This is a genomic window from Veillonella parvula, from assembly GCF_018378075.1.
Classification (GTDB): Bacteria; Bacillota; Negativicutes; order Veillonellales; family Veillonellaceae; genus Veillonella; species Veillonella parvula_K.
The window spans coordinates 506,523-526,940 of the sequence record NZ_JAGZYE010000001.1 but is presented as its reverse complement, the minus strand read 5'-3'; the positions used below and the strand labels follow the sequence as shown (position 1 = coordinate 526,940).

Here is a 20,418-nt window from a genome sequence, read left to right as displayed (position 1 = left end):
CTGTATGCGTGTAACAAAAGCGATAAAGGCAGAGCAGTTGAAATTGTTACAAGAGCATTATTTTGATGCAAAACCTGCCCTTGAGTATACAAATGAATTTGAATTATTAGTTGCTGTAGTTTTGTCAGCACAATGTACGGATGAACGGGTTAATATTGTTACTAAACGACTGTTCCCAGAACTTAATCATCCTGCAAAGATGCTTGAAATCGGAGTTGCTAAGTTAGAGACTCTCATTAAAGATTGCGGTCTTTATAAGTCCAAGGCAAAAAACTTAATTGCTACTTGTCAAATTTTAGTTGACCGATATCATGGAGAGGTACCTCGTGAGTTTGATCAACTCGTTGAATTGCCTGGTGTGGGGCGTAAAACAGCAAATGTTGTGGTATCCGTTTTATTTGGTACACCAGCCATTGCGGTAGATACACATGTATTTCGCGTGTCTAACCGATTAAAATTAGGTATTGCTAAGACGCCAGAAGAGATGGAACAAAAGTTACAAAAGGCAATTCCAAAAAAGGACTGGGCTGCTGCACACCACTGGTTAATCTATCATGGCCGTAGATTGTGTAAGGCTCGTAAGCCTTTGTGTAATGAATGTTTTTTAAATCATCTATGTCCTTCTGCAGGAAAGGTTTAATATGAAAGTAAACAATGAAGAATTTATTACCCTTTGTGCCGCACATGGTATTGAGGGAATTGATATTGTAAATGAGTTAATGCGTTTTAAAGTGCTAGATCAATTGATTTCTAGTAATGCTAGCTCCCGTGAGTGGGGTGTAACGGCAGATGATTTATATGCGTTAGCAGAAAAATCCACAGTAGAATCCTTTGGTCCTGTACCATATGATTTGAATACATTCCAAGCTCTTTATGGACCATCCTTTAGAGTGGAATTGTTTGATTTTATTAGTGACACAGGCATTTTAGAAGGTCTAGATGTAGGAACTATTTGGGAAACTCCTGTTCGTGAAAGTATCGAAGCTCATAGTAAAACGGGAGAATTGGTTCTGTATGCTTATGTAGAAGAATATGCAGGCATGGTTGAAGAGATTCTTCAATCTTATGAAGATAAAAAAGTCGTTCTGTATACGGCATCTCCCGTGTGTTATAGCATTTTGACACGTTTATATCCAATGGCTCAAATCATTAATCAATGGCCTCATCGTAGCTATTTTGACCATATCTTTACAGGCACAGTTGGTATGTTCCAATCCTCTGAAGATATTGTGGAAGAGGTCGCTAACGGATTACATAACTTGGTTCCAGAAGGGACTGCTCAATTATTCTTATCTGCTACAATGGCACAAAATCAATTGGGCTTAAATAATATGGCGTTGCAATTTTTCTTGAACCAAAAACGAGTAGAAGCTATACGGGAATGGACTCCATTAGGGGCTTATGAAATCGTATATGGTAAATACGATGTAAAAAAAATGCGTGTTGGTCTTCGTGAACGTGTAGGGGATGAGTGGAAAACAATTAATTATATTCCATTACCTCATGGCGTATTTGCGCAATTGCCAGTATTTACGGTATTAAATTATGGCTTGTCCTTGCGTTCTATTTTGTTGCCCGGCAGTCAAACGGACGTAGCCTTAGGTCAAGATGGTATTTATTGCATTGATAGCCGTGTATCTGAATTAGGTCGCACTGCTCTTATTGAAAGTGGAGCTTATTTTCTTACTTTTAAACGTCATACTGATCATATTGATGTAGATATTGCGACAGAAGCGCCTGTAGATGATATGTACTGGATGCTCCCAGATGCTGAATTAGCATATATGTGGTATGCCTATTTCTGCAGCACTACGGGTCAAACATTGATTCAAGAAATCTCCATGCTCGTTCAAACAGATGAATCCTTTGGCTATATGCTTAGTAGCGTACGTCGTCGCGTATTAGATGTAAAGGATGAGACCCAACTAATTGAATCTGTACAGGCTGCTGACGAGGCATATATTAAGGCTGTTACGGAGGCTACAACGAGTTGGAAAGAGACCGTAGATTCATTAGGTGCACAAGTTATGCCACCTACAGCTTCTATTGATATTGAAGATTATAGTGACTATAAAAAAGAATTGTAAATCATATAATTTTGGTTTAAAATATATCGTATCCTAAAAAATATAAACTACTAAATATAGTAGATACGAAACATAGCATATGAATATGTAAGAAAGGAGGACCTATGGCAGTTATTAATTTTGAAATCTTCAAGGTTATTGGTACTTTATCTGAAGATAAAGATGGTTGGAAAAAACAATTAACATGTACTAGTTGGGGAAAATACAATCCTAAGTTTGATCTTCGTGCTTGGGATAGTGAATATACAAGCATGAAAAAAGGTATTACCCTTTCTTTAGAGGAGCTTATTGCATTGCGTGACATCCTCAACGAAAGCGACTTGGAAGCTATTTTAGCTGAGGCTATTGAAGAAAAGCAAGCATCCAAGGAATAGTATTGGTTACTTGCATTTGTGCAGGTGTCATGCTATAATCTATAAGAATAATATTGATTGCTGGAAAGAGGTGTATAGAATGAAACAAGGTATTCATCCAGACTATAAAGAAGCTACAGTAACTTGCGGTTGTGGCAACACATTCAAAACTGGCTCTGTAAAAGAAGACCTTCGTGTAGACGTTTGCTCCAAATGCCATCCGTTCTTCACTGGTCAACAACGTGCGGCTCAAGCTCGTGGTCGTATTGAACAATTTAACAAACGTTACGGCAAATAATTTGTATTGTAATGTAACATGTATTGGCAGGGCTGTTGGCTCTGCCTATATTTGTTTATGAGAGGAGATCTTGTGAACAGAGAACGTATAAAAAAGTTTGTCGGAGGACAGGCTGTGATCGAAGGTGTCATGATGAGAGGCCCTGGCTATACGGCAACTGCCGTACGTGAGCCTGCGGGAACTATTGTAGTTCAAAAAGAGGCTACAAAGTCCATTGCTGACACATATCCAATATTGAAAAAACCATTTCTTCGTGGCTGTGTAGCTCTCTATGAATCTCTAGTGATAGGCATGAAGGCTTTATCCTTCTCTGCTAAGGCTGCTGGCGATGAAGAGGAAGAAATGTCTAATAGTGAAATCGCCATTACCATGGTTATTTCTACACTATTTGCGATAGCTGTGTTTTTGGCATTGCCTACATTTATCGTAAAATTCATTCCTGGTGTACAGGATAATCATATAGTATTAAATCTCATTGAAGGTGTCATTCGTTTAGTACTTTTCTTACTTTATATTTGGGGGATTGGTCTTACGAAGGATATTCAACGAGTTTTCCAATATCATGGGGCAGAGCATAAAACGATTCATACTTATGAATTAGATTTGCCTTTAACTGTAGAAAACGTTCGCCAACAAAGTCGCTTGCATGCGCGATGTGGTACAAATTTCTTACTTATTGTTATGGTAGTTAGTATCTTTGTATTTGCTTTCTTGGGTTGGCCCAATTTGTTGGAACGTATCGTGAGCCGCGTACTCCTTATGCCTGTAGTAGCTGGTATTGCGTACGAGGTAATTCGTCTTGCTGGACGTAGCGATCATTCTTTTGTGAAAGCTCTTATTAAACCAGGTCTTGCGTTACAATATATGACAACGCGTGAACCAGAAGATGATCAAATTGAAGTTGCTATACGAGCTTTAGAAGAGGTCCGTCCGCCTGAGAGTGACGCATATGAAGAGGAATAAACATGTTAGTTGATAAATTACAAGTTATTGAAGATAAATTTATGGATCTTGAGCAGCGCATTAGTGACCCAGAGGTCATTGCTCGCCAAGATGAATGGCGTAAATTGACCCGTCAACATGCTCAATTATCTGAAACCGTTGAAACGTTCCGTACTTACAAAAAAGTTTTATCTGGTATTGATGAAGCTATGGAAGTTATTGAAGATAAATCCATGGACGAAGAATTCCGCGAAATGGCACAAGAGGAATTGAAAGAGTTGAAACCTCAAAAAGAGGAATTGGAAGAAAAGTTGCAAGTTCTATTATTGCCTAAGGATCCTAATGATGATAAAAATATTATCATCGAAATTCGCGGGGGCGCTGGCGGTGATGAAGCTGCATTATTTGCAGGTGACTTGTTTCGCATGTACACAAAATATGCGGAAAGCCAAGGCTGGCGTTGTGAGATTATCGATGCTAATGAACCAGAGCTTGGTGGCTTTAAAGAGGTTATTTTCTCTGTGGATGGTGAAAATGTATACTCTAAGATGAAATTTGAATCTGGTGTACATCGTGTACAACGTGTACCGGCTACAGAAACACAAGGCCGTGTACATACATCTACAGTTACAGTAGCCGTATTGCCAGAGATGGAAGATGTTGATATTGAAGTTAATGAAAAAGATTTAAAAATTGATACATATCGTGCGAGTGGTGCCGGTGGTCAGCATATCAATAAAACTGAGTCTGCTGTTCGTATTACACACTTACCATCTGGTATCGTTGTAGCGTGTCAAGATCAACGATCTCAATTACAAAACCGTGAAAAAGCTATGCGTGTATTGCGTGCTAAGTTACAGGATCAAGCTGAACAAGAGGCCATTTCTAGTATGGCTGCAGATCGTAAGAGTCAAGTCGGCACAGGTGATCGTAGTGAACGTATTCGCACCTATAACTACCCACAAGGTCGCGTCACAGATCATCGTATTAATTTAACATTATATAAATTAGATGCTATTTTAAATGGCGATCTTGATGAAATTATTCAAGCCTTAAATGCTGCAGACCAAGCGGCAAAAATGCAGGAGGCTAATACAAATGCATAAGGAGATTTGGACAATCGGTCGTATTCTCCAGTGGACAGAGCAGTACTTTCAAAGCAAGGAGATGGATACACCTCGACTTGATGGGGAAGTACTGCTTTCTCACGTTTTAGGTAAAAATCGGATTTATCTATATACCCATTATGACCAACCGCTTATTCAAGACGAGCTCGATGCCTTTAGGCCTCTCGTTCAACAACGGGCTAAGGGGCATTGTGTAGCGGCTATCATTGGGGAAAAGGACTTTATGGGGTTGACCTTTAAGGTGAATGATAAGGTATTGATTCCACGACCTGATACGGAAACCTTGATTGAGCATGTACTAGGTACTTATCCAAAAGATAGTAATGTGCGTATTCTTGATGTATGCACAGGCCCTGGGACAATATTATTAAGTCTATTACATTATTTGCCAAATGCTAGTGGTGTTGGTTTAGATATCTCCACAGATGCTTTACCGGTGGCACGCGAAAATGGTGAGTCCTTTAATTTAGCTGACCGAGTACAGTTTATGGAATCAGATATGTTCTCCACTTTATATGGAAAAGAGGAGAAATTTGATCTTATTGTTTCTAATCCTCCATACATTCGAACTGGTGATTTAAAGATGTTGTCTCCAGATGTATTAAATGAGCCTCATATTGCATTATTTGGTGGAGAGGATGGGCTTCAATTTTATCGAATCTTAGCTAAAGAATGTAGAAATTATTTAAACGCTAATGGCCGTGTGGCGTTTGAAGTAGGCTTTGACCAAGCAAAAGAGGTAGGTGCTTTATTGCAAGAAACAGGTCAATATTCGAATATTCAATTTATAGCTGACCTCGGTGGTCATAACCGGGTAGTGACAGCTGTATATGAGGGCTAATATGGATACTAAAATCATTACAAATCCATCAGAACAAGATATAGATACGTTAGCCCGTGCTTTGCGCAATGGTGAATTGGTGTCTATTCCTACAGAAACTGTATATGGATTAGGTGCAAATGGTCTAGATCCAGAGGCGATGGATAAAATCTATGCTGCCAAAGGACGGCCTTCTGATAATCCACTTATTTTGCATGTTCCTAATAGTGAAAGCATAAAACCTTTGGTAACAGAAATTTCTGCTACGGCGCAAGCCTTAATGGATACATTCTGGCCAGGGCCATTAACGATTACATTGCCTAAATCTGATTTAGTGCCAGATCGTGCAACAGGTGGTTTATCTCGTGTGGCGCTTCGGTGTCCTGATCATGAGGCATGTCGAGTATTATTAGAGCGTGCAGGCATACCTATAGCGGCACCTAGTGCCAATATTTCAGGGCGCCCAAGTCCAACTACTGCAGAAGATGTATATAATGATATGAATGGTCGCATTTCCTATATCTTAGATGCTGGTCCATGTACGATTGGTGTAGAGTCTACTGTTGTAGAAGTCCATGATGATAAGGTCATTATATTAAGACCTGGTGGAATTACAAAAGCACAGCTTGAACGTGTGGTGTCTACTGTTGAGTATGATACTGCGTTAGTTAATGCAACCACTATACCAAAGGCTCCTGGCATGAAGTATACGCATTATGCGCCTGATGCACCTATGACGGTTGTTGTAGGTAGTCCAGAAGGTGTAGCACACACTTTCAAAGAGCTTTCAGAAGGCATAGAAGGTCCCATAGGGTGTTTGGTAAGTCATGAAACGTATAACTTGATTAAAGAGGATGGACGATTTATGTGCCATTGTTTTGGCCATCATGGAGATGCGTTAGCATTGGGGCACGACTTTTATAAAAGTCTATTACATTTTAATGAAAATCATGTTACGCTAATCCTAGCAGAAGGTGTTGATGATGATGGTTTCGGTGTTGCCATTATGAATCGAATGGAAAAAGCATCGAGTCATCATATCATTTATAAGTAAATTTAATAGCATAAAGATGTCCACTGATAATAGAAAAATGTCTTTACATATTGGATAGATTTGCTATAATGTATAAAGTAATCACAAAATGTGATTGAGTAAGGATGTTATTATGAATATTTTATTTGTATGTACCGGTAACACTTGCCGCAGCCCTATGGCTGAAGGTATTACACGGGCCCTTGCAGCGGAGAAACATAAGGATGTTACAACTGTATCAGCTGGTTTATTTGCCGCTTATGGAGCAAAACCAACTGAACAAGCCGTAGTAGCTGTCCGTTCCATTGCAGATATTTCCAACCATGAATCGAGACCCTTAACGATGGAACTCGTAAATGCAGCAGATCTTATTCTTGGTATGACGAAAGATCACAAATCTGTACTACTTCGCCAATTCCCCTTTGAGGAAGGTAAAATTAAAACAATTTCCGAGTGGGGTGGTCTAGATGGTGATGTTACGGACCCATATGGATCTGACCAAACCGTATATAATCAATGTGCGGAACAAATTTATCACTTAGTAGAGGCCGGTCTTACATCAGTGCCTCAGAAGGCGTAGGAGATGAAATTATGAAAGTTGCAATCGGTTGTGATCATGGCGGATTAAATCTGAAGGAATCTGTTAAAGAAGTATTGAGTGCATTGGGACATGAAGTAGAGGATTTTGGTTGTTATTCAGCTGAGTCTTGCGACTATCCTGATATTGCAGTACCTGTAGCAAATGCAGTTGTATCTGGTCAAGCAGATCGCGGTATTTTGATTTGTGGTACAGGTATCGGTATCGGTATTGCAGCAAATAAGATAGCGGGCATTCGCGCTGCTCTTTGTCATGATACATTTTCTGCTCACGCATGTCGTGAACATAATGATGCGAACATCCTTACTATGGGTGAACGCGTTATTGGACCAGGCCTTGCTAACGATATTGTAACCATTTTTATGGAAACTGAGTTTGAAGGTGGACGTCATGCACGTCGTGTAGAGAAAATAAAAGCATTAGAGAAATAATACATCATTACTTTATAGATAGTTGTTCTATATGAGGAGGATACTCATGAGTTTCTTAGAAAAACAAGACCCTAATATTCAAGCTGTTATCAACCAAGAGTTAGCACGCCAACGCGATAAATTAGAAATGATTGCTTCTGAAAATTTTGTTTCTCAAGCTGTAATGGAAGCTCAAGGTAGCGTATTGACTAACAAATATGCAGAAGGGTATCCTGGTAAACGCTATTATGGCGGTTGTGAAAATGTTGATGTTATTGAAACATTGGCTATCGAACGTGCAAAACGCCTGTTCGGTGCAGAACATGCTAATGTACAACCTCACTCTGGTTCTCAAGCAAACTTTGGCGTGTATTTCGCATTATTACAACCAGGTGATACTATTGTGGGTATGAACTTGTCCCATGGCGGTCATTTGACTCATGGTTCTCCAGTTAACGTATCTGGTACATATTTCAATGTAGTACCTTATGGTGTAGATGCTGAAACACAACAAATCGACTACGATGAGTTCCGTAAAATTGTATTGGAAGCAAAACCTAAGTTGATTATCGCTGGTGGTAGTGCTTATAGCCGTCAAATCGACTTTAAGAAAATGGCTGAAGTGGCACACGAAGTAGATGCTATTTTCATGGTAGATATGGCTCACTTTGCTGGACTTGTAGCAGCTGGTTTACATCCAAACCCTGTGGAATATGCAGATATCGTTACTACAACAACTCATAAAACATTGCGTGGCCCTCGTGGTGGTATGATTCTTTGCAAAGAAAAGTATGCTAAAGCAATCGATAAAGCCATCTTCCCTGGCATCCAAGGTGGTCCTTTGATGCATGTTATCGCTGCTAAAGCTGTAGCATTTGGTGAAGCTTTACAACCTGAGTTCAAAGTGTATGCACAACAAGTTATCGACAATGCAAAAGCGTTGGCTGCAGCATTACAAGAAAAGGGCTTAACAATTGTTTCTGGCGGTACAGATACTCATGTTATGCTTGTAGATGTTCGTAATACTGGTTTAACTGGTAAAGAAGCTGAACACTTACTCGATGAAGTAGGTATTACATGTAATAAAAATACAATTCCATTTGATCCCGCTAGCCCATTTGTAACAAGTGGTATTCGCCTTGGTACGCCAGCTCTTACAACACGTGGTTTGCAAGTGAAAGATATGGAAGAAATTGCTGATATTATTGCAGTGGTTCTTAAAAATCCTGAGGATAAATCGGTCCATGAAGAAGCTAGTAAACGTGTTGCTGCACTTTGTGAAGCGTATCCATTGTACTAATCGATTGTACTAATATTAAATATATATTTATAGTCCTATAAGTTTATAGGTAGTGTAAAAGGGGTGTGCCATTGGCACATCCCTTTCAATATTTTTATGGCATGATTTTCTAATCTGTGATAGAGTAAATATAATAGTTAATCGCTAGAATGGGATATGTATATTGTTTTATAGGAGGACAGTCATGAAAGTTAATGTTATGACACATCCATTGATTCAACACAAAGTTACATTGATGCGTGACGTACAAACAGGCTCTAAAGATTTCAGAGAACTACTTGATGAAATTACTATGTTGATGGGGTATGAAATTACACGCAACTTACCACTTGAGGATGTGGATGTAGAAACACCACTAACTAAAATGACTGGCAAACGAATTGCAGGTAAAAAACTGGGTATTATCCCAATTCTTCGCGCTGGTCTAGGTATGGTAAATGGTATGCTTAGTTTAATTCCAACTGCAAAAGTTGGTCATATCGGTTTGTACCGTGACCCTGAAACTTTGAAACCAGTAGAATACTACTGTAAACTACCATCCGACGTAGGGGAACGCGACTTCATCGTAACTGATCCAATGCTTGCTACTGGTGGTAGTGCAGCCGCAGCAATTACATTGCTAAAAGAAAAAGGTGCTAAACATATTAAATTAATGTGCTTAGTAGCTGCTCCTGAAGGGGTAGAAGCAGTAAATAAAGAACATCCAGATGTTCCTATTTATGTAGCAGCACTTGATGAAAAGCTTAATGATCATGGTTACATCTTGCCTGGCTTAGGGGATGCAGGTGACCGTATCTTCGGTACAAAATAAAATACAATAAAACGACATATTAGAATATAATAAGGGGACATGACGACATATTATTAGATTTGAAATAATAACAAATTATCTAAGGCGTATGTCGTTTTCTCTTATTTAGGGTTGAATAAAAATTACATAAGGTATACAATACAAGTGTAAAAGTATTTTTTTATTTTAGGTGGGACGGATTTTGTTCACATGGGACGAAAAACGATTCATGTAATCTCAACGGGTAAAGGAGGGACCCGATGAACGAATTTCTAATGATATGTGAACGTATTGTTCCTGAAATTGTTAGCGTATTGAAGGAGCGATACAAAATACTAAACCACCTTGTTTATGAAGAGCCTATAGGCCGTAGAACATTAGCTACCGCAACGGATCTTCCAGAGCGAACCGTAAGAAGTCATATTGAGTTAATGCGTGCTAATGGTCTTGTAGACATTTATAAACCAGGGATTTTTCTCACTGATGAGGGACATGCAATTGTTCCAAAGTTACGAAATTTTTTAAATGAGCTAGATCGTATTAACGAGTTAGAACATCGATTGACTGAAGCACTTCATATCGATAGAGTTGTTATTACACCTACAGAAGGAACCTTGATGGTTAAAAAGTTAGGCTTTACAGCGGCAAAGTTATTGCAAGACCTATTGAAACCTAATGCAGTAGTAGCCATCAGTGGCGGTAGCACCATGGCAGCAATAGCTGAAGAAATACCTATCTTACCTTTCAATCCTACTGTGGTACCAGCCCGTGGTGGCGTTGGTGAAGTAGTGGAATACCAAGCTAATGTAATTGCTTCGGTGCTTGCTGAACGACTAAGTGGTTCCTATAAGATGCTCCATTTACCTGATGGACTTTCACAAGACTCATTACATATGCTCATGACTTGTGAACCACAAATTAAAGAAATTGGAGACCTCATTAGTAGGACTGACGTACTATTATTTGGTATTGGTACTGCAATGCGCATGGCGGATCAGCGCCATATTGCCGATGATGTGCGTAAGCAGTTGGTAGATAATCATGCGGTAGGTGAAGCACTTGGCCAATATTGTGACATTGAGGGTAAGTTAATTTATTCTACTAATAATATTGGTTTATCACTTCCCGATGTAGTAAAGGTTCCCAATGTTATTGCTGTAGCTGGCGGACAAGAAAAAGCGAGCGCTATTATAGGTGTGATGCGAGCTTGCCAGAAAGGGATACTTATCATTGATGAGCAAGCAGCCGAAGGTATGCGTCAATTGTTACAAATTTCTGCCTTATAGGCGAATTAGTAGTTATAAATTTTAGTTTGAATATGGTTAGAATTTTTGTTATTAGGAGGATCTAACAATGGCAGTAAAAGTTGGTATTAACGGTTTTGGTCGTATCGGTAAATGTGTAGTTCGCGCAGCGATTAATAATCCTGATGTGGATGTAGTGGCAATTAATGCAACTGGTGATAATGAAGGTACTGCATTATTGTTAAAATACGATTCCGTACACGGTACAATTCCTAATGAAGTAACATTTGATGAAGAAAATATCTATGTTGATGGTAAAAAAATCCGTGTATTCCATGACCGCGACGCTTCTAAATTACCTTGGTCTGAAGAAGGCGTAGAAATTGTTATGGAATGTACTGGTAAATACCGTGATGCAGAGGAAGCAAAGGTTCATTTGAATCAACCTACTGTAAAAAAAGTATTAATCTCTGCACCTGGTAAAAACGAAGACTTAACTATGGTTATGGGCGTTAACCAAGATATGTATGATCCTGCAAAACATCACATTATCTCTAATGCATCTTGTACAACAAATTGCTTGGCTCCATTTGCTAAAGTATTATGTGATGAATTCGGTATCAAACGCGGTATGATGACTACAATTCATTCCTACACAAATGACCAAAAAATTCTTGATGCACGTCATAAAGACCCTCGCCGTGCTCGTGCTGCAGCAATGTCTATCATTCCTACAACAACTGGTGCAGCGAAAGCTGTTGCTAAAGTATTGCCTCAATTAAAAGGTAAATTAGATGGTTTTGCATTGCGCGTTCCTACTCCAGACGTATCTGCTACAGATCTTGTTTGCGAACTTGAAAAACCGGCTACTAAAGAAGAAATCAACGAAGCATTTCGCAAAGCAGCAGCCGGTGAATTAAAAGGTATTCTTGGTGTATCTGATGTACCATTGGTATCCTGTGATTTCAGCTCTGATCCTCGTAGCTCCATTGTTGATGCTGATTTGACAATGGTTATGGATGGCAACATGGTAAAAGTTGTTTCTTGGTATGACAACGAATGGGGTTACTCCGAACGTCTTATCGACATGGCCGCATTTGTAGCAAGCAAAGGCTTATAATCAGGAGGCTTTGATGAAACAAACAATTGAAGGTTTACAAGTAGCTAATAAAATAGTATTTGTTCGTGTTGATTTTAATGTTCCTATGAAAGACGGTGTCATCACTGATGACACTCGTATTCGTAGTGCATTACCTACTATCAATTACTTAATCGAAAAAGGGGCAAAGGTTATCCTTGCTTCTCACTTTGGTCGTCCTAAGGGAGAACGCAAACCAGAAATGTCTTTGGCACCATGTGCTAAGCATTTATCTGACCTTATCAACAAGCCTGTAGCATTCGTAGATGACTGTATTGGTCCTAAAGTTGAAGAAGCTGTAAAAGCATTACAATCTGGTGATGTATTGATGCTTGAAAATTTGCGTTACCACAATGAAGAAACTAAAAATGACCCTGAGTTTGCTAAGCAATTGGCATCTCTTGCAGATGTTGCTATCAATGATGCGTTTGGTGTATCTCACCGTAATGCGGCATCTGTAGTCGGTATTGCTGATTATATCCCTATGGCAGCAGGTTTCTTGCTCAAAAAAGAAATTGACGCATTAAGTGCAGCTATAGTACATCCCAAAACACCTATGGCAGCTATTATTGGTGGCGCGAAAGTTACAGATAAAATCTCCGTTATTTCTAACTTATTGCCTAAAGTTGATGTAATGATCATCGGCGGTGGTATGGCTAATGCGTTCATTAAAGCGCAAGGTTGCAATATTGGTAGCTCCTTATTTGAAGAAGGTCAAGAAGTTATCGCTACAGACCTTGTTATGGAAGCTCGTGTAGCAGGTGCTAAATTACTAACACCTATTGATGCTGTAGTAGCAGATGCTTTCAGCAACGATGCTAATACTAAAATCGCTGATGTTGATCAAATCGAAGATGGCTGGATGATATTAGATATTGGGCCTAAAACCCGCGAACTTTATGTAGAAGCATTGGCGCCAATGAAGACTATTATTTGGAATGGTCCTATGGGCGTATTTGAAATGGAAAACTTTGCAGCTGGTACAAATGCAGTAGCGAAAGCTGTAGCTGAATCTGATGCGATGACTATCGTTGGTGGTGGCGACTCTGTAGCAGCCATTGAAAAAAGTGGTTTAGCAGATAAAATTAGCCACATCTCCACAGGTGGCGGTGCATCTTTAGAATTCTTAGAAGGCAAAATCCTACCGGGTATTGCTGCATTGTCCGAGGCATAATATGAGAAAACCCATTATTGCAGGGAATTGGAAAATGAATGGCACCATTGCATCTGGATCAATTCTGATCGAAGCGTTTAACGGCGTGTTACAAGATATGGAATTGTCCTGTGATGTAGTTGTATGTCCGCCTTTTACAGCTATCGAACGTGCTGTAGTATTGACGAAAAATACAGCTATTGAAGTAGGTGCACAAACTATGGATTATCATGATGCTGGTGCGTTTACTGGTGAGATTTCACCACTTATGCTTACAGAAGTAGGCGTTAATTATGTAATCATCGGTCACTCTGAGCGCCGTGAATATTATGGCGAAACAGATGAGACCGTTAATGCAAAAATTAAAAGTGCATTTCATCATAATTTGAATCCTATTGTCTGTGTTGGTGAAAGTTTAGAACATCGTGAAACGGGTCATACACTTGATTGGATTACGTCTCAACTAAAAGGGGCTTTGGCTGATATTCCGAAAGAACAAGTCAGTCAATTAATCATTGCGTACGAACCAATTTGGGCTATCGGTACGGGCAAGACAGCAACGGCTGATCAAGCTGAAGAGGTATGCAAAGAAATCCGCAATTACATTCGATCTTTATATGATAATGAAACTGCCGATGCAGTACGCATCCAGTATGGTGGTAGCGTTAAATCAGAAAATGCACTAGAAATCCTTGGAGAGCCTAATATTGACGGTGCTCTCGTAGGTGGTGCATCACTTGTGGTCGATGAATTTATTGATATTATTAAAGCTGCAAACCAAGTAAGCGCTTAATATGAGGTTACAAATGGCTAAATTAGAGGCTCCCGTAATGCTAGTCATCCTAGATGGCTTTGGCTTGGGGGATAAATCAGACACAACCAATGCTGTAGTACAGGCGAAGCCGCTCTGTTTTAATCGATTATGGGATATGTATCCACATACAACATTAGAAGCATCAGGGCTTGCGGTAGGCCTTCCAGAAGGTCAAATGGGAAATTCTGAAGTTGGCCATTTAAATCTTGGCTCTGGTCGCATAGTGTATCAAGATTTGACTCGTATTACTAAAGATGTCGAGTCTGGTGAGTTTTATAATCGCCCTGTTATGAAGGAACTATACGAAGTAGCTAAGAAGCAAAGCTTACATCTTATAGGCCTAGTTTCAGATGGCAATGTGCATTGCTCCTTAGATCATATTAAGGCAGTCATCAAGGGGGCTCATGATAATGGAATCGAGCATGTGTATGTCCATGCTTTGCTCGATGGTCGTGATGTAGCTCCACAATGTGCACAAGGCTATTTAAAGGACTTAGAAACGTATATGGCTGATCTAAATTGTGGCAAAATTGCTACAGTTAGTGGCCGCTATTATGCAATGGACCGTGATAATCGTTGGGACCGCGTTGAATTGGCATATAATGCCATTGTGCATGGTCAAGGTGAAATAGCTACATCTGCATGTGAAGCGGTGCAACAGTCCTATGATAGAGATGCGACAGACGAATTTGTACTTCCTACGGTGATTGATGCTACAGGGACTATCAAAGATGGAGATGCGGTTATATTCTGTAATTTCCGCCCAGACCGTGGTCGTGAACTTACAAAGGCACTAGTGTTACCTGATTTTGATGGTTTTAAACGGAAGCCACTATCTATATATATGGCAACTATGACAAAATACGAGGATGGTTTGCCCGTACATATTGTGTATGAAAAGGATACATTATCTGAAACATTAGGTGAAGTTCTAAGTGCAGGCGGTTATCGCCAATTGCGCATCGCAGAAACAGAAAAGTATGCTCATGTTACATATTTCTTCAATGGCGGTGAAGAGGAACCCTTTGAAGGTGAGGATCGCATTCTCGTAAAATCCCCTCAAGTGGCGACCTATGATTTACAACCAGAAATGAGTGCTTATGAAGTGACCGATAAGGTTGTACAAGCGATACAAGATGAAACATATGACATGATTATCTTGAATTTTGCAAATCCAGATATGGTTGGTCATACTGGTAGCTTTGAAGCTGCCGTTAAAGCGGTTCAAGCAGTAGATACTTGTTTAGGTCGTATCGTGGAGGCTATTCGTAGCAAGAAAGGTCATCTGTTAGTTACAGCAGATCATGGTAATGCAGAGCTTATGGTTAATCATGAAACAGGTAAGGTACATACGGCACATACAACGAACTTGGTTCCTTTAATTTTAATGAGCGACAGTTTAAAAACAGCTACATTAGAAGCTGGTAAATTATGTGACATTGCTCCTACATTATTAGACTTAGCTGGGATACAACAACCAAAAGCTATGACAGGTCATAGCTTGGTACATAAAGCATAATATGGAGCTTTCACTATATTAGTAGTTAATTAGAGTTATAAGCCTATAAGGTTTAGCTCAATATATATATAATGGCTGTCAGATGGCAGTTATTCCATTAGATTATATGAGGTGAAGAAATGGCAGTAATTGAACAAGTCATTGCAAGAGAGATTTTAGATTCCCGCGGTAATCCAACAGTTGAAGTTGAAGTATGTTTAGAAGATGGCACTATTGCTACAGCAGCTGTTCCATCTGGTGCATCCACAGGTATGTTTGAAGCCGTAGAATTACGGGATGGAGATAAATCCCGTTATTCCGGTAAAGGTGTTTTAAAAGCTATCGATAATGTAAATGCTAAAATCGGTCCTGCACTTATCGGTTATGATGCGACAGAACAAGTGGCAATCGATAACTTAATGTTGCAATTGGATGGTACCGATAATAAATCTAACCTTGGTGCAAATGCAATCCTTGGTGTATCCATGGCAGTAGCTCGTGCTGCAGCTGAATCTTTGGACTTGCCATTATTTGTATACCTTGGTGGCTTTAATGCAAAAGAGTTGCCAGTTCCTATGATGAACATCTTGAACGGTGGCGCACATGCTGATAATAACGTAGACATTCAAGAATTTATGATCATGCCTGTAGGCGCTAAATCTTTTGCAGAAGCTCTTCGTAGCTGTGCAGAAGTATACCATACATTGAAATCCGTACTTCACAATAAAGGCCTTAGTACTGCAGTAGGTGATGAAGGTGGTTTCGCACCTAACTTATCATCTAATGAAGAAGCATTAGAAGTAATCTGTGAAGCTATTAAAGCTGCTGGTTATGAACCAGGAAAAGATTTCAAATTGGCACTTGATTCTGCATCTTCTGAATTCTACGAAGGTGGTAAATATAACCTTGCTGGGGAAGGTAAAGTTAAAACAGCAGCTGAAATGGTAGATTTTTACGAATACCTAGTAGGCAAATATCCAATCATATCCATCGAAGATGGCCTTGCAGAAGAAGATTGGGAAGGCTGGAAATTGTTGACAGACCGCCTTGGTGACCGCGTACAACTTGTTGGTGATGATTTATTTGTAACTAACACAAAACGTTTGGCTCGTGGTATTGAGCTTGGTGTAGGTAATTCCATTCTTGTAAAAGTTAACCAAATCGGTACTCTCACTGAAGCTTTCGATGCTATGGAACTTGCTAAACGTGCTGGTTACACTTGCGTAGTATCTCACCGCTCTGGTGAAACTGAAGATACATTCATTGCTGATATTGCTGTAGCTGTAAATGCTGGTCAAATTAAGACTGGTGCACCGGCTCGTTCTGAACGTGTAGCAAAATATAATCAATTACTTCGCATTGAAGAAATGTTATACGAAACAGCTCAATATAAAGGTAATGACGTTTTTTATAACTTAAAATAAGATACGTTATATCTAATAGTCCAATAAGGGCGCCCTTTGGGGCGCCTTTTTTGTATGTCTAAAAAAAGAAAAGTTTTCGCTTCGTGGATTTTTAAAAATAAAAGAGGGATTTAGAGGCTGATGTCGAAACCTATAACGCCATACGCTAGTGTGAGGTAAAAACATACCGCAAGGTATTGGAGGTGACCATGTATGTAGACGTAACATTAGACGATATTATCTTGTATGCCTTAGAACACCATGTAAGTGATATCCACTTTGATCCCGTTGAAAGTGGTGCTCATGTTCGGTTGCGACAAGATGGACTGCTGCAACATTACATGACTGTATCATTTGAAGAAGCTGAACTCATTATCAACCGTATTAAGGTTTGTAGCTCTCTAGATATTAGCGAGAAGCGTTTACCACAAGATGGGCGTTGGTCTTGGAGTCATAAAAATAAGTCTGTAACGATGCGTGTATCTACATTGCCTAGCCTATACGGAGAAACCTTAGTATGTCGCCTTATGGGAAATGAAGGGAGTCATAAAGACTTAAAAGAATTAGGCATGCAGCCGGATATCTTTGAGCACATTGAACAATTATTAAAACGTCCTTATGGATTATTACTTATCTGTGGACCTACAGGCAGTGGTAAGACAGCTACTTTATATGCCATGCTTCGCATGTTAAATTTAGACGAAACTAAGCTTATCTGTCTTGAAGATCCTGTAGAAGCCGAAATCAAAGGGGCTATACAAATTGGTATTAATGAAAAGATTGGATTTACCTTTGCCAAAGGTCTTCGCTCTGTATTACGGCAAGATCCAGATACGATTATGATTGGTGAAATTAGGGATAAGGAGACCGCAGAGTTAGCCGTTAAGTCTGCTTTAACGGGGCATCGCGTATTATCTACTATACATACCAATACAGCTATAGGCGTTGTAACGCGACTCATGGATATGGGCGTAGAGCCGTACTTAATACGGGCTACTTTAATGGGGGCTATTGCACAACGGCTAGTACGAAAATTCGATGGTACATCATATCAGGGACGGACTGCTCTATTTGAATACTTAGAAATACCAGCTAATTCAGCTCATTGGGACGAATTAGAAACACATTTATTATTGTCATTAGAAGAGTCTGCTCGTAAGGCCGTATCTCAGCATGTTACATCTATAGAGGAGGTGCATCGTTGTGGACTCATGCTGTAAGAGTGAAAGTTTAGAAACTATTGTAGAAAATGCAATACAACTATCATCAACAGATATTCATCTACAATGTGGTCAGCCTATCTATTTGCGACATGGTGATGGATTAAGGGCTACTTCCTTTATGTGTACTACAGAATTAATCGAGGATATATTGCGTCGTTGCGGTATAGCATCCTATGAGTGGCAGTCTCTTGATGAGGCTTGTTCCTGTTGTGGTGTGCGTATCCGTGTTCATCTATATCGAGCTAATCAGACCATATGTGGTACATTGCGATTACTTTGTCATCAGCAACTTAAGTTAGATGATAATAGTGAAGGTCAGTTATTACAAAAGCTATGTGAAGCACATGATGGTCTATTGCTTGTTTGTGGCCCTACAGGCAGTGGTAAAAGTTTTACCTTAGCTTGTTGTATTGATTATATAAATCAGACTATGGAGCGTCACATTATTACCTTAGAAGACCCTATCGAATTTGAGTTTGTATCTAAAAAGTCTTTAATACATCAACGACAATTAGGTGCTGATATTAATACTATGTCAGATGGTATTCGAGATGCTTTACGAGAGGATCCGGATGTCATTATGGTAGGCGAACTTCGAGATCGTGAAACCCTTGAAGCGGCACTTCATGCGGCAGAGACTGGTCACCTTGTAATGGCAACTATGCATACACAGCGTGCAGTGATGGCGGTTCACCGCATGATTTCTCTATTTCCTGGGGAGCAACAAGAAGAGATACGCAATCAAATATCTCAAGTGTTACGGGCCGTTATATGTCAGCGTTTACTTCGATGGAATAAAAAGTTCATTACTATTCGTGATATTTTGCTAAATACCCATGCAGTAGCAAATTTGATACGGACCCGTAAGGAACCACAAATCATATCTATTCAAGAAACGCAACTACCGATGAAAACATTAGAAATGGCTGTGCGAGATGTAAAGGCACAATATGGAGCCCAACAACAATTGCATACCTTGCTTGATCAACAATTATCGTAGGTGAATATATGGAGGCTTATGAATATGTCGTAAAAAATAATCAAAATGAAACAGAAAAAGGTTTGATGTGGGGGGATTCAGAACAAGAAATTGCAATACGGTTAAAACGAGATGGTTATAGAATTTATAGGATATCGTTGCAGGATGAAAGAAAGAAACATAAATGGAATCATACTATGGTGGTAGATGTGACTTATCAATTAGGTCTACTCATTGAATCTGGTGTTCCGTTACGGCGAGCCTTACAGTTGCTCTGCCAGGGGAAACGAGGACTACTCTATACAGCTTTATATGAATCCATAGAGCGTGGTCAGACTTTATCACAGGCTTTACGAAGTGAAGGATGTCCTCCTATTGCTTTGGCTTTACTAGAAAGTGGTGAAGCAGCGGGCACCTTGGGTGAGAGTTTACAATATATATCCCGTCACTATGATTGGGAGAGGCAGCTGAAACAAAAGGTTATGAGTGCTATTTCCTACCCTTTATTTCTTCTTTTAATGATGAATATATTTTTTCTAGTTACCATTTTGTTTATTATTCCTTCGTTTGAACAGGTATTTACCACTATGCATATTACATTACCTTTGATGACGCGAGCTCTTTTTGCATTAGGACAAGGGTTAAAATCGCATCCTCTAATGGTAATAGCTATACATTGTGTTGTAATAGGTTCCTTAGCATTTGCTTATAAACAGCATAGTATAAAGTGTAAAGTACATCGTTGGCTTTGGCTGTTGGCTCACCGATACCAATGGAGTACTTGTGTGTATTATACAAGTATGTTAAAAGTTTGGGCTCTCTTATTAGATTCTGGTATTTCTATCATTCACACCATGAATATCACGCGCCCTTTGTGGGGGAATATATATGGTGTTGAATGTAGTAAACAAGTGGAAGCAAGATTATTATCAGGACACTCACTGGAAGAAAGCTTACGTAGTGGTCAAATAGGAAACGCTTTTATATGGCAAATGGTGTCCATTGGAGAAGAGAGTGGTGAATTAGTAAAAATGTTAAACCACTGTGGCTACTACTATGAATCTATACTTTCAAAATATATTGCTCGTTTAGAACGATTATTGGAACCAATTTTACTAACCATAATGGGAATCGGTGTTGCCGTATTAGTTGTATCTGTTATGTACCCCTTATTTACGTCCATTGCCAACTTAGGAGGACAATAGACA

The 20,418-nt window shown here is 39.5% G+C and carries 21 protein-coding genes; all 21 read left to right on the top strand.

Features of this window, described 5'->3' with window-relative positions:
- The first annotated feature begins 4 nt into the window (after positions 1-4).
- The 21 genes from nth to KH286_RS02420 all read left to right on the top strand — a co-directional run bounded on the left by nth (position 5) and on the right by KH286_RS02420 (position 20,415).
- Entirely contained in the window at positions 5-640 is a 636-nt protein-coding gene (gene nth, locus KH286_RS02520; RefSeq protein WP_004696192.1) for an endonuclease III, read from the top strand.
- Position 641: 1 nt separating this feature from the next.
- A complete protein-coding gene (locus tag KH286_RS02515) occupies positions 642-2,087 on the top strand; it encodes a hypothetical protein (protein WP_278617559.1) in 1,446 nt (481 codons plus the stop codon).
- A gap of 104 nt (positions 2,088-2,191) precedes the next feature.
- Positions 2,192-2,461, top strand: coding sequence for a YdbC family protein (locus tag KH286_RS02510; RefSeq protein WP_004696187.1), 270 nt, complete (start codon positions 2,192-2,194; stop codon positions 2,459-2,461).
- Between the two features lie 79 nt (positions 2,462-2,540).
- A complete protein-coding gene (gene rpmE, locus KH286_RS02505) occupies positions 2,541-2,738 on the top strand; it encodes a 50S ribosomal protein L31 (protein ID WP_004696185.1) in 198 nt (65 codons plus the stop codon).
- A 57-nt stretch (positions 2,739-2,795) separates the two neighbouring features.
- Entirely contained in the window at positions 2,796-3,701 is a 906-nt protein-coding gene (locus KH286_RS02500; protein ID WP_008601206.1) for a DUF1385 domain-containing protein, read from the top strand.
- Positions 3,702-3,703: 2 nt separating this feature from the next.
- Positions 3,704-4,786 carry a peptide chain release factor 1 gene (prfA, locus tag KH286_RS02495; protein WP_004697261.1) on the top strand — a complete coding sequence of 361 codons (1,083 nt, stop codon included), beginning with the start codon at positions 3,704-3,706 and terminating at the stop codon, positions 4,784-4,786.
- Complete coding sequence (gene prmC, locus KH286_RS02490) at positions 4,779-5,648, top strand: peptide chain release factor N(5)-glutamine methyltransferase (protein WP_004697198.1); 870 nt, start codon at positions 4,779-4,781, stop codon at positions 5,646-5,648. The genes prfA and prmC overlap by 8 nt, the downstream gene beginning before the upstream one ends.
- A 1-nt stretch (position 5,649) precedes the next feature.
- On the top strand, positions 5,650-6,681 hold the full coding sequence (locus KH286_RS02485) for an L-threonylcarbamoyladenylate synthase (RefSeq protein ID WP_004697150.1): 1,032 nt from the start codon (positions 5,650-5,652) through the stop codon (positions 6,679-6,681).
- A 112-nt stretch (positions 6,682-6,793) separates the two neighbouring features.
- On the top strand, positions 6,794-7,240 hold the full coding sequence (locus tag KH286_RS02480) for a low molecular weight protein arginine phosphatase (RefSeq protein ID WP_004697098.1): 447 nt from the start codon (positions 6,794-6,796) through the stop codon (positions 7,238-7,240).
- A gap of 11 nt (positions 7,241-7,251) precedes the next feature.
- On the top strand, positions 7,252-7,689 hold the full coding sequence (rpiB, locus tag KH286_RS02475) for a ribose 5-phosphate isomerase B (RefSeq protein WP_004696955.1): 438 nt from the start codon (positions 7,252-7,254) through the stop codon (positions 7,687-7,689).
- Between the two features lie 46 nt (positions 7,690-7,735).
- On the top strand, positions 7,736-8,968 hold the full coding sequence (gene glyA, locus KH286_RS02470) for a serine hydroxymethyltransferase (RefSeq protein ID WP_004697326.1): 1,233 nt from the start codon (positions 7,736-7,738) through the stop codon (positions 8,966-8,968).
- Positions 8,969-9,152: 184 nt separating this feature from the next.
- Entirely contained in the window at positions 9,153-9,779 is a 627-nt protein-coding gene (gene upp / locus KH286_RS02465; RefSeq protein ID WP_004697164.1) for a uracil phosphoribosyltransferase, read from the top strand.
- Between the two features lie 239 nt (positions 9,780-10,018).
- Positions 10,019-11,044, top strand: a complete 1,026-nt coding sequence (locus tag KH286_RS02460; RefSeq protein ID WP_004697235.1) for a sugar-binding transcriptional regulator — start codon at positions 10,019-10,021, stop codon at positions 11,042-11,044.
- A gap of 67 nt (positions 11,045-11,111) precedes the next feature.
- Positions 11,112-12,122 (top strand): type I glyceraldehyde-3-phosphate dehydrogenase, encoded by a 1,011-nt coding sequence (gene gap / locus KH286_RS02455; RefSeq protein ID WP_004697289.1) that lies wholly within the window; start codon positions 11,112-11,114, stop codon positions 12,120-12,122.
- A gap of 13 nt (positions 12,123-12,135) precedes the next feature.
- Entirely contained in the window at positions 12,136-13,314 is a 1,179-nt protein-coding gene (locus KH286_RS02450) for a phosphoglycerate kinase (RefSeq protein ID WP_278471682.1), read from the top strand.
- A 1-nt stretch (position 13,315) separates the two neighbouring features.
- Positions 13,316-14,086: a triose-phosphate isomerase gene (tpiA, locus tag KH286_RS02445; RefSeq protein ID WP_278471680.1), complete on the top strand. Its 771-nt coding sequence runs from the start codon at positions 13,316-13,318 to the stop codon at positions 14,084-14,086.
- 13 nt (positions 14,087-14,099) lie between these two features.
- Positions 14,100-15,626, top strand: coding sequence for a 2,3-bisphosphoglycerate-independent phosphoglycerate mutase (gene gpmI / locus KH286_RS02440; RefSeq protein WP_278471678.1), 1,527 nt, complete (start codon positions 14,100-14,102; stop codon positions 15,624-15,626).
- Between the two features lie 119 nt (positions 15,627-15,745).
- Entirely contained in the window at positions 15,746-17,029 is a 1,284-nt protein-coding gene (gene eno, locus KH286_RS02435; RefSeq protein WP_008601191.1) for a phosphopyruvate hydratase, read from the top strand.
- Positions 17,030-17,217: 188 nt separating this feature from the next.
- Entirely contained in the window at positions 17,218-18,228 is a 1,011-nt protein-coding gene (locus KH286_RS02430) for a GspE/PulE family protein (protein WP_004697265.1), read from the top strand.
- Positions 18,212-19,231 carry a type IV pilus twitching motility protein PilT gene (locus KH286_RS02425; RefSeq protein ID WP_004697309.1) on the top strand — a complete coding sequence of 340 codons (1,020 nt, stop codon included), beginning with the start codon at positions 18,212-18,214 and terminating at the stop codon, positions 19,229-19,231. Before KH286_RS02430 ends, KH286_RS02425 begins: the two co-directional genes overlap by 17 nt.
- Before the next feature lie 8 nt (positions 19,232-19,239).
- Positions 19,240-20,415, top strand: a complete 1,176-nt coding sequence (locus KH286_RS02420; RefSeq protein ID WP_004697121.1) for a type II secretion system F family protein — start codon at positions 19,240-19,242, stop codon at positions 20,413-20,415.
- The last annotated feature ends 3 nt before the right edge of the window (positions 20,416-20,418 follow it).

What these genes read in the sequence shown, in the direction of transcription:
- nth (WP_004696192.1), top strand. Translation starts at nt 5, where the DNA reads ATGCGTGTAACAAAAGCGATAAAGGCAGAGCAGTTGAAATTGTTACAA.
- KH286_RS02515 (WP_278617559.1), top strand. Translation starts at nt 642, where the DNA reads ATGAAAGTAAACAATGAAGAATTTATTACCCTTTGTGCCGCACATGGT.
- KH286_RS02510 (WP_004696187.1), top strand. Translation starts at nt 2,192, where the DNA reads ATGGCAGTTATTAATTTTGAAATCTTCAAGGTTATTGGTACTTTATCT.
- rpmE (WP_004696185.1), top strand. Translation starts at nt 2,541, where the DNA reads ATGAAACAAGGTATTCATCCAGACTATAAAGAAGCTACAGTAACTTGC.
- KH286_RS02500 (WP_008601206.1), top strand. Translation starts at nt 2,796, where the DNA reads ATGAGAGGAGATCTTGTGAACAGAGAACGTATAAAAAAGTTTGTCGGA.
- prfA (WP_004697261.1), top strand. Translation starts at nt 3,704, where the DNA reads ATGTTAGTTGATAAATTACAAGTTATTGAAGATAAATTTATGGATCTT.
- prmC (WP_004697198.1), top strand. Translation starts at nt 4,779, where the DNA reads ATGCATAAGGAGATTTGGACAATCGGTCGTATTCTCCAGTGGACAGAG.
- KH286_RS02485 (WP_004697150.1), top strand. Translation starts at nt 5,650, where the DNA reads ATGGATACTAAAATCATTACAAATCCATCAGAACAAGATATAGATACG.
- KH286_RS02480 (WP_004697098.1), top strand. Translation starts at nt 6,794, where the DNA reads ATGAATATTTTATTTGTATGTACCGGTAACACTTGCCGCAGCCCTATG.
- rpiB (WP_004696955.1), top strand. Translation starts at nt 7,252, where the DNA reads ATGAAAGTTGCAATCGGTTGTGATCATGGCGGATTAAATCTGAAGGAA.
- glyA (WP_004697326.1), top strand. Translation starts at nt 7,736, where the DNA reads ATGAGTTTCTTAGAAAAACAAGACCCTAATATTCAAGCTGTTATCAAC.
- upp (WP_004697164.1), top strand. Translation starts at nt 9,153, where the DNA reads ATGAAAGTTAATGTTATGACACATCCATTGATTCAACACAAAGTTACA.
- KH286_RS02460 (WP_004697235.1), top strand. Translation starts at nt 10,019, where the DNA reads ATGAACGAATTTCTAATGATATGTGAACGTATTGTTCCTGAAATTGTT.
- gap (WP_004697289.1), top strand. Translation starts at nt 11,112, where the DNA reads ATGGCAGTAAAAGTTGGTATTAACGGTTTTGGTCGTATCGGTAAATGT.
- KH286_RS02450 (WP_278471682.1), top strand. Translation starts at nt 12,136, where the DNA reads ATGAAACAAACAATTGAAGGTTTACAAGTAGCTAATAAAATAGTATTT.
- tpiA (WP_278471680.1), top strand. Translation starts at nt 13,316, where the DNA reads ATGAGAAAACCCATTATTGCAGGGAATTGGAAAATGAATGGCACCATT.
- gpmI (WP_278471678.1), top strand. Translation starts at nt 14,100, where the DNA reads ATGGCTAAATTAGAGGCTCCCGTAATGCTAGTCATCCTAGATGGCTTT.
- eno (WP_008601191.1), top strand. Translation starts at nt 15,746, where the DNA reads ATGGCAGTAATTGAACAAGTCATTGCAAGAGAGATTTTAGATTCCCGC.
- KH286_RS02430 (WP_004697265.1), top strand. Translation starts at nt 17,218, where the DNA reads ATGTATGTAGACGTAACATTAGACGATATTATCTTGTATGCCTTAGAA.
- KH286_RS02420 (WP_004697121.1), top strand. Translation starts at nt 19,240, where the DNA reads ATGGAGGCTTATGAATATGTCGTAAAAAATAATCAAAATGAAACAGAA.